Source organism: Streptomyces sp. SLBN-31 (genome assembly GCF_006715395.1).
Taxonomy (GTDB): Bacteria; Actinomycetota; Actinomycetes; order Streptomycetales; family Streptomycetaceae; genus Streptomyces.
Genome location: NZ_VFNC01000001.1, coordinates 2076169 through 2091057 on the forward strand (window position 1 = coordinate 2076169; position 14889 = coordinate 2091057).

Here is a 14889-nt window from a genome sequence, read left to right on the forward strand (position 1 = left end):
GATGCGCTCGACAACCCGACTGACGACCACGGTCGTGGGTGCCGCACTGCTCCTCGGCTGTGTCTCGGGCCCGGCCGCCTCGCACCCCGCCGAGGGCAAACGAGTGCTGGTCTTCTCCAAGACGGCCGGCTTCCGGCACGACTCCATCCCCGACGGCGTGGCGGCGGTACGGCAGCTCGGTTCCGAGGGCGGCTTCACCGTCGACGCGACCGAGGACGCGACCGCCTTCACCCCGAAGAACCTACGGCGCTACGACGCCGTCGTGTTCCTCTCCACCACCGGCGACGTCCTCGACGCGGCCCAACAGCGCGCGTTCGAGGGCTACATCCGGCACGGCGGCGGCTACGTCGGCGTCCACGCCGCCGCCGACACCGAGTACGACTGGGCGTTCTACGGCGGCCTCGCCGGCGCGTACTTCCAGTCGCACCCGGCGATCCAGCCGGCGACCGTGGACGTCGAGGACCGCGCCCATCCGGCGACCTCCGGCCTGGCCCGGACCTGGTCCCGCACCGACGAGTGGTACAACTACCGCTCGAACCCCCGGGACCGGGCCCATGTACTGGCCTACCTCGACGAGTCGTCGTACACCGGCGGCACCATGAACGGCGACCATCCCATCGCCTGGTGCCAGAACTACCGGGGCGGCCGTGCCTTCTACACCGGAGGGGGCCACACCAAGGAGTCGTACACCGAACCGGCATTCCGGCAGCACCTGTTGGGCGGTATCCGCTGGGCGGTCGGCGACGCGCAGGCGGACTGCCGTCCGGAGAACGGCTACCGCCCGCTGTTCAACGGCACGACCCTGGACGGCTGGAAGCAGGCGGGGCCGGGTTCGTTCGAGCCGGACGGCGACGGCACCCTGACGTCGTCGGGCGGCATGGGCCTCCTGTGGTACGCCGCCTCGGGTTTTTCCGCGTACTCACTGAAGCTCGACTGGAAAACGGTGGGCGACGACAACTCCGATGTCTTCGTGGGCTTTCCGCCCTCCGACGACCCGTGGTCGGCCGTGGACAACGGCTACGAGATCCAGATCGACGCCACCGACGTGCCCGAGAAGACGACCGGGTCCGTCTACGGCTTCCAGCCCGCCGATCTGAGCAAGCGCGACCGTGCGCTGAATCCGCCGGGGGAGTGGAACACGTACGAGATCCGCGTGGAGGGCGAGCGCCTCCGCGTCTGGCTCAACGGCGTGCGGATCAACGATTTCACCAACACCGATCCGGCCCGGAGCCTCGCCGACGGACACATCGGCATCCAGAACCACGGAGCCGACGACCAGGTGTCCTTCCGTGACATCCGGATCAAGGAACTGCCCGCCAAGGGCGACTGAGCGACGGCGGGTGGAGGACGCCGGACCTCCGCCCGCCGTCTCACCCCTCCCGTCACGGGCCTCGCTCACGACGAGTTCGACCAGGAGGCTGCCCATGTCCGCGCCCGACTCCCCTTCCGTCCCCCCGCAGCGCGTCGGCGTCTGGCTGATCGGCGCCCACGGCTCCGTCGCCACGACCGTCGTCGCGGGCTGCGCCGCGATCACGGCGGGCCTGCACCCGCCGACCGGGCTGGTCACCGAGACCACGGCGTTCGCGGAGGCCGCCCTGCCCCCGCTCGCCTCGCTGGTCTTCGGCGGCCACGACACACTCGACTGCCCCCTGCCCAAGCGCGCGGAAACCCTCGAAGCCGGCGGAGTCCTGCCCCCGGGCCTCCCCGCCGCCGTCACCGCCGAACTGGCCGCCGCCGAACGGGAGATCAGACCGGGCGGCCCGACACCCGGGGAGACCCGCACCGAACAGGAACTGATCGCCGCCTTCGCCGCCGACATCACCGACTTCATACGGCACCACGCCCTGGAGCGGGCCGTGGTGGTCAACGTGGCCTCCACCGAGCCCCCGGCGGCGGGCGACGCCCTCCCACCCAGCTCCCTGTACGCCGCGGCCGCGCTGCGCGCCGGCTGCCCCTACGTCAACTTCACCCCGTCGACCGGCCTGCACCACCCCGCGCTGCGGGCCGCCACCGAGTCGAGCGGACTGCCGTACGCCGGCCGCGACGGCAAGACGGGCCAGACGCTGCTGCGTTCCGTCCTGGGCCCCATGTTCACCCAGCGGGCCCTGCGGGTCCGCGCCTGGTCCGGGACCAACCTCCTCGGCGGCGGCGACGGCGCCGCCCTCGCCGACCCCGCTGCCGCGGCCGCGAAGAACGCCGGCAAGGAACGCGTCCTGGCCGACACCCTCGGCACGGCGCCCGAGGGCGAGGTGCACATCGACGACGTGCCCGCGCTCGGCGACTGGAAGACCGCCTGGGACCACATCGCCTTCGACGGGTTCCTCGGCACCCGGATGGTCCTGCAGACGATCTGGCAGGGCTGCGACTCGGCGCTGGCGGCGCCCTTGGTCCTGGACCTCGTACGCCTGACCGGCCGGGCCGACGAAGCAGGCCTGTCCGGCCCGCTCGCCGAACTCGCCTTCTACTTCAAGGACCCGGTGGGAGACGGGCCTTCGGCGCTGGCGGAGCAGTACACGGCGCTGACGGCTTTCGCGCGTCGATTGAGTGAGCAGCGCCTGCCGAAGCGCCGGCTCACGCGGGGTGGGGACTGCTGGCCGTGCGGTCCGTCGGGGGAGACGCGGTGAACGGCGGGTCCGTCACGGCGGTCGGTGCGGGCGCCCGGCCGACCGGCGTCGCCCGGGCCTGGGCCGAACTACTGCGTCTGCCCGCTCTGTTCACGGTCCCCGGCGACGCCCTCGCCGGGGTGGCCGCGGTCGCCGCCGCCCCCAACTCCCGCACCCTGCTCGCCGTCGGCTGCTCCCTCTGCCTCTACGAGGCCGGCATGGCGCTCAACGACTGGGCCGACCGCGAGGAGGACGCCGCCGAACGCCCGCACCGCCCCCTCCCGTCCGGCCGCGTCCACCCGGCCGCCGCCTTCTCGGCGGCCTGCGCGCTCACCGCGGCGGGTCTCGCCCTCGCAGCCCGAGCCGGCCGCCCCGCCCTCACGATCGCCGTCCCCCTCGCGGCCACGGCCTGGGCCTACGACCTCGCCCTCAAGCGCATGCCGGCGGGCCCGACGGCCATGGCGACGGCCCGCGGCCTCGACCTGCTGCTGGGCGCCGCGGCGACCACGGGCCATCCCCGCGAGGCGCTCCCCTCGGCCGCCCTCCTCGCGACACACACGCTCGCGGTGACGACGGTGTCCCGTCGTGAGACAACGGGCGGCTCGACGCTGGCCCCCTGGCCGCCCTCGCCACGACGGCCCTGCTGACCCGATACCTCACTCGGCCGGTCACGTCGGCCACCGTTCCCGCCCCCACCCGGAGCAGCCGCCGCGCCGCCGCCGGGCCGCCCCCGGCCCCCCGCACCCCGGCAGAGCCGCGAGTCCTGCTCGCCCGTATCGCTCGCCGAGCTCCCGCCCCACGGCGCACTCAGGCGCGTCCCCGTGCCGGGCAGGCGGACGCCGGTGTGCCGTGTCTCGCCCTCGGCGCCGCCTACGCCGCCACCGCGGCCCGCCCCTACCTGCACGCCGCCCTCAACCCCTCACCCCCGCTCACCCAGCGGGCCGTGGGAGGCGGCATCCGCGCCATGATCCCGCTCCAGGCGGCCCTGGCCGCCCGGGCCGGGGCGGGCACCACCGCGCTGCTCGTCGCGGCCCTGGCCCCGCTCGGCAGGCGGTTCGCGAGGACGGTGAGCATCACATGAGCCCCGCGACACCCCGTCCCGACAGCACAGCTGCCCCCTCCCTCCGCTTCGGCTACGGCACCAACGGCCTCGCCGACCTCCGTCTCGACGACGCCCTCGCCCTCCTCGCCGACCTCGGCTACGACGGCGTCGGTCTGACCCTCGACCACATGCACCTCGACCCCCTGGCACCGGATCTGGCCGCCCGCACCCGGCGCCTCGCCGCTCGACTCGACGCGCTCGGCCTCGGCGTCACCGTGGAGACGGGCGCCCGCCATGTGCTCGACCCGCGCCGCAAACACGGCCCCTCGTTGCTGGGCCCGGAGCCCGACGACCGGGCCCGCCGCGTCGCCCTGCTGATCCGTGCGGTCGAGGTGGCCGCCGACCTGGGCGCCCACGCCGTCCACTGCTTCAGCGGAACCACCCCCGCGGGAACCGGCCGGGACAAGGCGTGGGAGCGCCTGGCCGAGGCGCTCACCCCCGTCCTGGAGGCCGCAGCCCACGCCGCCGTCCCCCTCGCGGTCGAACCCGAACCGGGCCATCTGCTCGCCACCCTCGCCGACTTCCACCACCTGCGCAGCACCCTCGGCGGACCCGAACTCCTGGGCCTGACCCTCGACATCGGCCGCTGCCAGTGCCTCGAACCCCTGGCCCCGGCCGACTGCGTCCGCGCCGCCGCTCCCTGGCTGCGGCACGTACAGATCGAGGACATGCGGCGCGGCATCCATGAACACCTCCCCTTCGGCGAAGGAGAGATCGACTTCCCGCCCGTCCTCGCGGCCCTCGCCGCGACCGGCTACCAGGGCCTGACCGTCGTGGAACTGCCCCGCCACTCCCACGCCGGCCCGTACCACGCCGAACGCTCCCTGCCGTTCCTGCGCCACGCCGCCGCCCTCGAAGGGAGCAGCACCTCATGAGAGACACGCACGTCACCTCCGGGGCCGGCCCCGCGTCCACCACCCTCGCCCGCACTTCCCTCGACGACCTGCGCGCCCGCCTGACCGTCCACCTCGACGCGGCCACCCGCGCCTGGCTCGACCAGGCCCTTCGCGAGGCCGCCGCCCAGCCCGGCATCCACGGGCCCATCACCGTGTGGGAGCTGCGCCTCGCCGAGGCCGGACGCCGCTGCGGGCCCGCGCACGCCGACGCCGCCCGCCTGCTGATCCTGCACGCCGCCCGCGCCGACGCGGACGCCCTCGGCCGGGTCTACTCCCAGGGCACCGCCGCCGAACGCCGGGCCGTCCTGCACGCCCTGCCCCACCTGGTCCAGGGCCCCGACGCGCTCCCGCTCGTCGAGGACGCCCTGCGCACCAACGACACCCGCCTCGTGGCCGCCGCCGTCGGCCCCTACGCCGCCCGGCACCTCGCCCCGCACCACTGGCGGCACGCGGTCCTGAAGTGCCTCTTCACCGGCGTCCCCGTCGACCACGTCGCCGACCTGGACCGGCGCGCCCGCGCCGACGGCGAACTCGCCCGGATGCTCCGCGACCACGCCGCCGAACGCACCGCCGCGGGCCGTCCCGTACCCCGAGACCTGCACCGCGTCCTCACCCTGACCGACCCCACCGACGGCGAGGAGTCCCGATGCGCATCTTCGACCCCCACATCCACATGACGTCCCGCACCACCGACGACTACGAGTCCATGCACGCCGCGGGCGTCCGCGCCGTCGTCGAACCCGCCTTCTGGCTCGGCCAGCCCCGCACCTCGCCCGCCTCCTTCTTCGACTACTTCGACTCCCTCCTCGGCTGGGAGCCGTTCCGCGCCGCCCAGTACGGCATCGCCCACCACTGCACGCTCGCCCTCAACCCCAAGGAGGCCAACGACCCGCGCTGCGTGCCCGTCCTCGACGAACTGCCCCGCTATCTCGTCAAGGACCAGGTCGTCGCCGTCGGCGAGATCGGCTACGACTCCATGACCCCCGCCGAGGACACCGCCCTCGCCGCCCAGCTCCAGCTCGCCGCCGACCACGGGCTGCCCGCGCTCGTCCACACTCCGCACCGCGACAAGCCGGCCGGCCTGCGCCGCACCCTCGACGTGGTCCGCGAGTCCCGGCTGCCCCCGGACCGCGTCCTGGTCGACCACCTCAACGAGACGACCGTCGACGAGGCGAAGGACAGCGGCTGCTGGCTCGGCTTCTCCGTCTATCCCGACACCAAGATGGACGAGCAGCGGATGGTGGCGCTCCTGCGCACCCACGGCCCGGAGCGCGTGCTGGTGAACTCCGCCGCCGACTGGGGCCGCAGCGACCCCCTCAAGACCCGCAGGGTCGCCGACCTGATGCTGGCCGAGGGTTTCTCGGAGGACGACGTCGACCGGGTCCTGTGGCGCAACCCCGTGGCCTTCTACGGGCTCAGCGGCCGCCTGAACCTCGACGTCACCCCGACCGACCCCACGCACCACGGCAACTCGGTCCTGCGCGGCGGGGAGTGAGCGATGCGCTTCCGCCACCCCGACGGCACCACCGTCCACCTCGCCTACTGCACCAACGTCCACCCGGCCGAAACCCTCGACGGCGTCCTCGCCCAGCTCCGCGACCACTGTGAACCGGTCCGCCGGCGCCTCGGCCGCGACCGCCTGGGCATCGGCCTGTGGCTCGCCAGGGACGCGGCCCACGCCCTGGTCACCGACCCGTCGGCGCTGCGCGGCCTGCGCACCGAACTCGACCGGCGCGGCCTGGAGGTCGTCACCCTCAACGGCTTCCCCTACCAGGGTTTCGGCGCCGAGCAGGTCAAGTACCGCGTGTACCGGCCCGACTGGGCCGACCCCGAACGCCTGGAGCACACCACCGCCCTGGCCCGCGTCCTCGCCGGCCTGCTGCCCGACGACGTCACCGAGGGCACCATCTCGACGCTGCCGCTGGCCTGGCGCACCGCCTACGGCGAGGACCGCGCCGACAAGGCCCGCGCGGCGCTGCTCACCCTCGCCGAACGACTCGACGCCCTGGCCGAGCTGACGGGCCGCTCCGTCCGCATCGGACTGGAGCCCGAACCCGGCTGCGTCATCGAGACCACCGCGGACGCGATCGCCCCACTCACCGCACTCGCCCACGCGCGCGTCGGCGTCTGCGTCGACACCTGCCATCTCGCCACCTCCTTCGAGAACCCGCACACCGCCCTGGACGCCCTCGCCGCGGCCCGCGTCCCCGTCGTCAAGGCCCAGCTCTCGGCCGCCCTGCACGCCGAAAGCCCGCACCTCCCCGAAGTCCACCGAGCCCTCGCCGCCTTCGACGAACCGCGCTTCCTGCACCAGACCCGCACCGCCACCGCGGCCGGCCTGCGCGGCACCGACGACCTCGGCGAGGCCCTCGAGACCGACGCCCTGGCCGAAGCGGCACCCTGGCGCGCCCACTTCCACGTCCCCCTGCACGCGGCTCCCGCCGCACCCCTCACCTCCACGCTCCCCGTGCTCAAGGCCGCACTGACCCGGCTCGTCGGCGGCCCGCACCCGCTCACTCGGCACCTGGAGGTCGAGACCTACACCTGGCAGGCCCTGCCGCCCGGCCTGCGGCCCCGCGGACGCGCCCAGCTCGCCGACGGCATCGCCGCCGAACTCGTCCTCGCCCGCGACCTGCTGACCGATCTCGGCCTGAAGGAACTGCCATGAGCACCCGGCGGGCCACCCCGGAGCCCACCCCGCTCCTCGTCCTCGACGTCGTCGGCCTCACCCCCCGCCTCCTCGACCACATGCCCCACCTCAAGACACTCGCCCGCTCCGGCTCGAGCGCCGCCCTCGGCACCGTCCTTCCCGCCGTCACCTGCGCCGCCCAGTCCACCTTCCTCACCGGCACCCACCCCTGCGAGCACGGCATCGTCGGCAACGGCTGGTACTTCCGCGAGCTCGGCGACGTCCTGCTGTGGCGCCAGCACAACGGCCTCGTCGCCGGGGACAAGCTGTGGGACGCCGCCCGCCGAGCCCACCCCGGCTACACGGTCGCCAACATCTGCTGGTGGTACGCCATGGGCGCCGACACCGACATCACCGTCACCCCCCGTCCGGTCTACTACTCCGACGGCCGCAAGGAACCGGACTGCTACACCCGGCCCCCGGCCCTGCACGACGAACTCACCGACAGGTTCGGCACCTTCCCCCTCTTCCACTTCTGGGGACCTGGCGCGGACCTGGCCTCCAGTAGATGGATCATCGACGCGACCCGCCACATCAACCGCACCGGGCACCCCGACCTGACCCTCTGCTACCTCCCTCACCTCGACTACGACCTGCAGCGCTTCGGCCCCGACGACCCGCGCTCACTGAAGGCGGCCACCGGTCTGGACGCCGCCCTGGCCCCGCTCCTGGACGACGCCCGCGCCGAGGGCCGTACCGTCGTCGCGCTGTCCGAGTACGGCATCACGCGCGCCGAGCGGCCCGTCGACATCAACCGGGCGCTGCGCCGCGCCGGCCTGCTGGAGGTGCACACCCAGGACGGCATGGAGTACCTCGACCCGATGGCGTCCCGTGCCTTCGCGGTCGCCGACCACCAGATCGCCCACGTCTACGTGCGCCGCCCCGAGGACCTCGACGTCACCCGGGCTGCCCTGGCCGGCCTGCCCGGCATCGATCAGCTCCTCGACGACGAGGGCAAGAAGACCCACCACCTCGACCACCCGCGCTCGGGCGAACTGGTCGCCGTCGCGGAGCCGGACGCCTGGTTCACGTACTACTACTGGCTCGACGACGACCGAGCGCCCGACTTCGCGCGGCTCGTCGAGATCCATCGCAAGCCCGGCTACGACCCGGTCGAGCTGTTCATGGATCCGCTCGATCCCTATGTCAGGGTCAGGGCGGCGACGGCGCTCGCCCGCAAGAAGCTGGGCCTGCGCTACCGGATGGCGGTCGTGCCCCTCGACCCGTCGCCTATTCGCGGCAGCCACGGCCGCCTTCCCGCGAGCGACGACGACGGTCCGCTCCTCATCTGCTCCACCCCCCGCGCCGTCGGCGACCGCCTCCCGGCCACCGACGTCAAGTCACTCCTGCTCCGACTGGCCGGTCTCTCCCGACCTGTCACCAGTGAAGCACCCACCACTGACAACGCCCTCCGACCCGAGGAGTCGCAGACATGAACCGCACCTCCCAGCCCGACCCCGAACTCATCCACCGCCTCACCAGACGAGGCATGCTCGGCGTCGCCGCGGGCGCCACGGCCACCGCCCTGCTCGGCGCCGCGACGACCCCGGCCTCCGCGGCCGCCGACGCCACCGCCGCAACGGACTCGGCCCCCGCCGGTCGCGGCCGTCCCGTCCTGCCGCCCGGCCGTCTCGGCATCCAGCTGTACAGCCTGCGCGACAAGGTCTCCACGCTCGGCTTCGCCCCCGTCTTCGCCGAACTGGAGAAGTACGGGTACGACGAGGTCGAGTTCGCCGGGTACACGCAAGGCTCGGCCGGCCCCATCACGCTCGCCCGCCTCAGGCGGCTGGCGCGGGACCACGGCCTGACGCCGATCGGCAGCCACGTCGGCTACTACTCCGACGACCCGAACGCGTACACCTTCGCCCAGAACCTCACCAAGGTCCTCGACGACGCCCAGGCCCTCGGCCTCAAGCACATCGGCACCGCCTCCGGGCCGTTCCGCTACGGCTCGACGGTGGACGCGTGGAAGCGTGCCGCCGAGGAGTTCAACACCTACGGTGCGGCGGCGAGGGCACGCGGCATGAAGTTCTACCAGCACAACCACTCCGACGAGTTCTCCTTCGCCACCGACGACCCCAAGGTCCGCCTCTACGACGTGCTGCTCGCGGAGACCGACCCCGACCTGGTGTTCCTGGAGATGGACATCTTCTGGGCCTACGCCGGCCAGTTCCGCTTCTCGAAGCGGCCCGACGGCGGTTCCGCCCCCTTCGAGCCCCTCGACTACGTCCTCCGGCAGCCCCACCGCTACCCGCTGTTCCACGTGAAGGACGGCGTGAGTGATCCGTCGAACCAGTTCGGCTACCGGATGGTCGACGTCGGCGACGGCGACATCGACTACCAGCGCTTCATCTCCGCCGTGACCCGGCTGCGCGGCGAGCGCATGGCCCACCACTGGCAGACTGAACACGACCAGCCCGCCGAGTCGTTCACCTTCGCCCGCCGCTCCAGCGCCTACCTGCACTCGCTGCGCGAGAAGTGCTGAGCCGCGCCCGCGCGTGAGGAGGCCCTCCCCGCATCCCGGGGAGCGCCTCCTCACGCGCGCGTGCCGTCACCCCGTCGGCCTGGGCTGCGCGATCAGCGCGTCCGCGCCGCTGCGTCCCGGCTGCCGGAGCAGCAGGGCGATCCCCGCCGCGACCATGGAGACGCCGCCGGCCAGGGCGTACGCCCCGTTGTAGCCCCAGGCCGCGACCACCATGGAGCCGAGGCCGCCCCCGAACAGGCCGCTGATCAGCTTGCCGCTGTAGACCAGGCCGTAGTTGGTGGCGTTGTAGTTCTCCCCGAAGTAGTCCGGGGTCAGTGCCGCGAACATCGGGTAGAAGGCGCCGCCGCCGAAGCCGGAGAGGAAGGCGAAGAACAGGAACAGCCACTCGCTCTTCATCTCGCCGGCCAGGATCACCCCGAACTGGGCGAGACCCAGCACGACGATGACGAACACCAGGGTCGGCTTGCGGCCCCATTTGTCGGACAGCCAGCCGACGACACCGCGGCCGATGCCGTTGATGACGGCCATGACGCCCATCGAGGAGGCCGCCACGAGCGGACCGAAGCCGACTTCCTTGGCGTAGTCGACCTGGAAGGAGATTCCGAAGATCGACACACCGGCGGTCATCACGATGGAGATCCACATCAGCGGCAGCATGCCGGTCCCAATGGCCTCCTTGGGCGTGTACTGCCGCGTCGCCGGGGGGTTCTTGGCGAGGCTCGTCGCGTTCTTCTGGTTGCCGGAGAACGTCAGCGGGTCGATGTCCGCGGGCCACCAGTTCTTCGGCGGGTCCTTGAAGAAGAACGCGCACCCGAAGACCACGATCATGACGTAGCAGCCGATCAGGTCCAGCACGCGGTGGTAGTTACCGGTGTCGAGGGCGTAGTTGAAGATGAAGATGAACGGCAGCGACCCGTAGGCGAAGCCGCCGTTGACGAAGCCCGTGCGGGCGCCGCGCCGTTCGGGGAACCACTTGCCGACCATGTTGATGCAGGTCGCGTACACCAGGCCGGCGCCCAGGCCGCCGATCACGCCGAAGCCGACGATCGCCAGCAGCACGTTGCTCAGGTGCGACAGGGCGAGGAAGCCGACCAGGCACATCCCGGAGCCGATGTACATGGCGCGGCGCGCGGTCAGGATGCCCTTCTCGCGCAGCCAGCCCGCCGGGAAGGCGATGCCGGCCTGGAAGAACACCCAGACGCTGAGGATCCAGAAGGTGTTGGACTGCGTCCAGCCGTGCGCGTGGGACAGTGTGTCCTCCGCGGAGCCGTACGCGTACTCGAAGACGCTGATGGCCATCATGGCGATCCAGGGGAGGTACACCATGAGTTTGCGGGAGTGGCCGAGGATGTCGTGGTCGGTCTCGCCGATGCGGTAGACGCGACCGCGGGCGTCGGTGACCTCACGGTAGGGACGGTGTGCGGCTGCCGGATCGGCCGAGAGCGGATCTGCTGTCATGCTTATGCCATCTCCTCGCCGAGCGGGTGCGGGTTGGGAACGATGCGCCGGGCGTTCGGCCTGCCCGGGGACTTCAGGAAGAGCGCCAGTACCGCCGAGGCCAGCCCGATGGAACCCGCCAGGACGAACGCGCCGTGGTAGTCCCAGGCGCCGACCACGACCGCGCCCAGGCCGGAGCCCACGAGCCCGGAGATCAGCTTCGAGCTGTAGACCATTCCGTAGTTGGTGGCGTTGTTGTTCTCGCCGAAGTAGTCGGCGGTCATGGCCGCGAACAGCGGGAAGATCGCCCCGCCGCCGAATCCGGAGACCATGGAGCAGAACAGGAAGAACGGCATGCTGCCCATCTGGCCGGAGACCAGCACGCCGAACTGGGCGGTGCCCAGCACGACGCAGACGATGATCAGGGTGGTGCGGCGCCCGGAGCGGTCGGAGATCCAGCCGATCACGCCCCTACCGGTGCCGTTGACGACGGCCTTCAGGGACATCGCCGTGGCCACGACCCCGCCCGCGAACCCCATGTCCTTGCCGAACGGCACCTGGAAGGCGATGCCGAAGATGTTGATGCCGGCCGTGCACAGCAGACAGAACCACATCATCCACAGGACGGGCGTACGGGCGGCCTCCCTCGGGGTGTACTGCCTGACCGCCGGCGGGTTCTTCTCCAGCGCCCGGCGGATCTTCGGTCGTCGGTCAGCCTGAGCGGGTCGACGTGCGCCGGCCACCAGTTCTTCGGCGGGTCCTTGAAGAACCAGCCCGCCGAGGCCACCAGCAGACACAGGCCCACGCCCACCGTGGCGAGTACGGTCCGGTAGTTGCCCAGGTCCATGTACGAGGCGAACAGGAAGACGAAGGGCACGGACCCGTAGGCGAAACCGCCGTTGACGAAGCCCGTCTTGCCGCCCTTGCGCTCCGGATACCACTTGCCGACCATGTTCACGCAGGTCGCGTAGACGAGACCGGCGCCGATGCCGCTGAACATCCCGAAGCCGAGGTAGGCGACGGCGACGTGCGGCGCGTACGCCAGCGACAGATAGCCGAGCATCGTGCCGACGGCGCCCAGCAGCATGGCCGTACGGGCCGGCAGTCTGCCGCTCTCGCGCAAGTGCCCGGCGGGGAAGGCCACGGCCGCCTGGAAGAACACCCAGACGCCCATCAGCCAGAAGATGTGTCCACTGCTCCACAGATGCGCCTCGTGGAGCGTGTCCTCCGCCGAGGTGAACGCGTACTCGGCGGAGCTGATGCCCATCATGCCCACCCAGGGCAGGATGACCATCCACTTGCGTGCCCGGCCCATGATGTCGACGTCTGACTCGCCGATCCGGTACACACGGCCGTTGCGGTCCCTCACCTCCCGGTACGGGACGGAGGCCGAACAGTCGGTCGTTGTCATCGTTCAGTGCCCCTTGCGTCGAAAGCTCTGGCCAGCGCCCCCTGTCCAATGCCTTTCGTGTGCGCACGGGTCCCGGGGCCGGCCGACCGCACTGCCGGCCGGCCCCGCGCATGGGTCACGTCATGAACCGCCCCCCAACAACCCCGCAGCGCGCGCCCAGCGATATTTCGCGCCGAGCACGGCGACCGGCTTCTCGGTCGTGTACGGGTATGCCACGACCCCGCGCTCGTAGAGGTACTGGCAGGCCTCCTCGACCTCGACGTCTCCCGCGAGGGAGGCCACCACGGGCTTCTCGATGCCGCGTTCGCGGAGCTCGGCCACCACGCGCGCGGTGAGCTCCGCGAAGACCATCGGGGGAGTGACGATGGTGTGCCAGTAGCCGAGGACGAGCGCGTGGACGCGCGGGTCCTGAAGGCCCAGCCGGATCGTCGCCTCGTACGTCGACGGCGGCTCGCCGCCGGTGATGTCGACCGGGTTGCCCGCGGCTCCGAACGGCGGGATGAACTTCCGGAAGGCCTCGTCCAGGTCCGGCGGGATCTCCATCAGGGACAGGCCGTTGTCGGTCACCGCGTCCGACAGCAGTACGCCACTGCCGCCCGCCCCGGTGATGATCACGACGTTGTCGCCCTGCGGGGTGGGCAGCACCGGCAACGCGCGCGCGTACTCCAGCATTTCGTTCAGACCGGGCGCCCTGATCACACCGGCCTGCCTGAGGATGTCGTCGTACACGGCGTCGTCGCCCGCGAGCGCCCCGGTGTGCGACCCGGCCGCCTTGGCGCCCGCCGCCGTACGTCCCGCCTTCAGCACCACGACCGGCTTCTTCGGTACGGTCGCCCGCGCGGCCTCCACGAAGGCGCGGCCGTCCTTGAGGTCCTCCAGGTGCATCGCGATGCACTCGGTGTGCGGGTCCTCGCCGAACCAGGTCAGCAGGTCGTCCTCGTCGAGGTCCGACTTGTTGCCGAGGCCGACGATCGCCGACACGCCCGTCTTCGTGGTGCGGGCGAAGCCCAGGATGGCCATCCCGATGCCGCCGGACTGCGAGGTCAGCGCCACCCCGCCCTTGACGTCGTACGGCGTGCAGAACGTGGCGCACAGGTCCTGCCACGTCGAGTAGTAACCGTAGATGTTCGGTCCCAGAAGGCGGACGCCGTACCGCTCGGCGATCGCCACGATCTCCGCCTGGAGTTCGTGCTCGCCGGTCTCCGCGAACCCGGAGGGGATCAGTACGGCGTTGGGGATGTTCTTGCGTCCCACCTCCTCCAGCGCCGAGGCCACGAACTTGGCGGGGATCGCGAAGACCGCCACATCCACCTCACCGGGAACGTCCGTGACACTCTTGTACGCCTTGCGGCCCAGAATGTCATCGGCCTTGGGGTTCACCGGATGGATCTCCCCGGAGAAACCACCGTCGATGAGGTTGCGCATGACCGAATTACCGATCTTGCCCTGCTCGTTGGACGCGCCGATCACGGCGACCGACGCGGGCTGCATCAACCGCCGCATGGAGGTGAGGATCTCCTCACGCGTGTACTTCCTGCGTGGCGGCGGCTGCTTCTCGGCGAGGATGACGCGGATGTCGGCGGCGACCGCACCCTCCGGTGTGGCGATCACCGGGTTGAGGTCGATCTCGGCGATCTCCGGGAAGTCCGCGGCGAGTTGGGACACCCGCCGGATCTGCTCGGCGATCGCCCACCGGTCCACGGCCGGCGCACCGCGCACCCCGTGCAGGATCTCCGCCGACCGGATCGAGTCCAGCATCGACAGCGACTCGTCCGCGCTCACCGGCGCCAGCCGGAACGTCACGTCCTTGAGCACCTCGACGAGCACCCCGCCGAGCCCGAACGCGACGACCTTGCCGAACGTCGGGTCCGTCACCGCGCCGACGATGACCTCCTGCCCCTGCGGCAGCAACTCCTGGACCTGCACGCCCTCGATGCGCGCGTCCGCGTCGTACGCGCGCGCGTTCTCGACGATCCTGCAGAACGCGGCCCGCACGTCCGTGGCGCCCTCGACACCGACGATCACACCGCCGGCGTCGGTCTTGTGCAGGATGTCCGGCGACACGATCTTCATCACGACCGGCCCGCCGAAGCGCGCCGCGCAGGCGACGGCCTCGTCGACGTCCCGCGCCAACTCCTCGCCGGGTACGGCGATCCCGTACGCGTCGGCGATCACCTTGCCCTCGGGCGCGGTCAGCGCGGTCCGCCCCTCGGCCCGCACAGCGTCGAGGAGCGAGCGCACCCGCAGCTCCCGGTCTTCCGCCATC

10 protein-coding genes and 2 pseudogenes are annotated in these 14889 nt (G+C 71.8%); 9 read left to right on the forward strand and 3 right to left on the reverse strand.

Features of this window, described 5'->3' with window-relative positions; translation table 11 throughout:
- The first annotated feature begins 1 nt into the window (after nt 1).
- The 9 genes and pseudogenes from FBY22_RS09515 (at nt 2) to FBY22_RS09555 (ending at nt 9775) form a co-directional block, all read left to right on the forward strand.
- Nucleotides 2–1330 carry a ThuA domain-containing protein gene (locus FBY22_RS09515; RefSeq protein WP_142144101.1) on the forward strand — a complete coding sequence of 443 codons (1329 nt, stop codon included), beginning with the start codon at nt 2–4 and terminating at the stop codon, nt 1328–1330.
- A gap of 94 nt (nt 1331–1424) precedes the next feature.
- A complete protein-coding gene (locus FBY22_RS09520) occupies nt 1425–2624 on the forward strand; it encodes an inositol-3-phosphate synthase (RefSeq protein ID WP_142144103.1) in 1200 nt (399 codons plus the stop codon).
- Nucleotides 2621–3684 (forward strand): annotated as a pseudogene (locus FBY22_RS09525) (SCO3242 family prenyltransferase). Before FBY22_RS09520 ends, FBY22_RS09525 begins: the two are co-directional and overlap by 4 nt.
- Nucleotides 3681–4580: a sugar phosphate isomerase/epimerase gene (locus tag FBY22_RS09530; RefSeq protein ID WP_142144105.1), complete on the forward strand. Its 900-nt coding sequence runs from the start codon at nt 3681–3683 to the stop codon at nt 4578–4580. Before FBY22_RS09525 ends, FBY22_RS09530 begins: the two are co-directional and overlap by 4 nt.
- A complete protein-coding gene (locus tag FBY22_RS09535; protein WP_142144106.1) occupies nt 4577–5278 on the forward strand; it encodes an EboA domain-containing protein in 702 nt (233 codons plus the stop codon). Before FBY22_RS09530 ends, FBY22_RS09535 begins: the two co-directional genes overlap by 4 nt.
- Nucleotides 5248–6096, forward strand: a complete 849-nt coding sequence (locus FBY22_RS09540; protein ID WP_142144108.1) for a TatD family hydrolase — start codon at nt 5248–5250, stop codon at nt 6094–6096. Before FBY22_RS09535 ends, FBY22_RS09540 begins: the two co-directional genes overlap by 31 nt.
- 3 nt (nt 6097–6099) lie before the next feature.
- Nucleotides 6100–7269: a metabolite traffic protein EboE gene (gene eboE / locus FBY22_RS09545; RefSeq protein ID WP_142144110.1), complete on the forward strand. Its 1170-nt coding sequence runs from the start codon at nt 6100–6102 to the stop codon at nt 7267–7269.
- Nucleotides 7266–8726 carry a nucleotide pyrophosphatase/phosphodiesterase family protein gene (locus FBY22_RS09550; protein WP_260844765.1) on the forward strand — a complete coding sequence of 487 codons (1461 nt, stop codon included), beginning with the start codon at nt 7266–7268 and terminating at the stop codon, nt 8724–8726. The genes eboE and FBY22_RS09550 overlap by 4 nt, the downstream gene beginning before the upstream one ends.
- On the forward strand, nt 8723–9775 hold the full coding sequence (locus FBY22_RS09555) for a sugar phosphate isomerase/epimerase (protein ID WP_142144112.1): 1053 nt from the start codon (nt 8723–8725) through the stop codon (nt 9773–9775). Before FBY22_RS09550 ends, FBY22_RS09555 begins: the two co-directional genes overlap by 4 nt.
- Before the next feature lie 66 nt (nt 9776–9841).
- On the opposite strand, the gene FBY22_RS09560 is transcribed toward FBY22_RS09555, so the two are convergent.
- The 3 genes and pseudogenes from FBY22_RS09560 to FBY22_RS09570 form a co-directional block, all read right to left on the reverse strand.
- A complete protein-coding gene (locus FBY22_RS09560; protein WP_142144114.1) occupies nt 9842–11233 on the reverse strand; it encodes an OFA family MFS transporter in 1392 nt (463 codons plus the stop codon).
- 2 nt (nt 11234–11235) lie between these two features.
- Nucleotides 11236–12623, reverse strand: a pseudogene (locus FBY22_RS09565) (OFA family MFS transporter).
- A gap of 120 nt (nt 12624–12743) precedes the next feature.
- A complete protein-coding gene (locus FBY22_RS09570; protein WP_142147483.1) occupies nt 12744–14888 on the reverse strand; it encodes an acetate--CoA ligase family protein in 2145 nt (714 codons plus the stop codon).
- Between the last annotated feature and the right edge of the window lies 1 nt (nt 14889).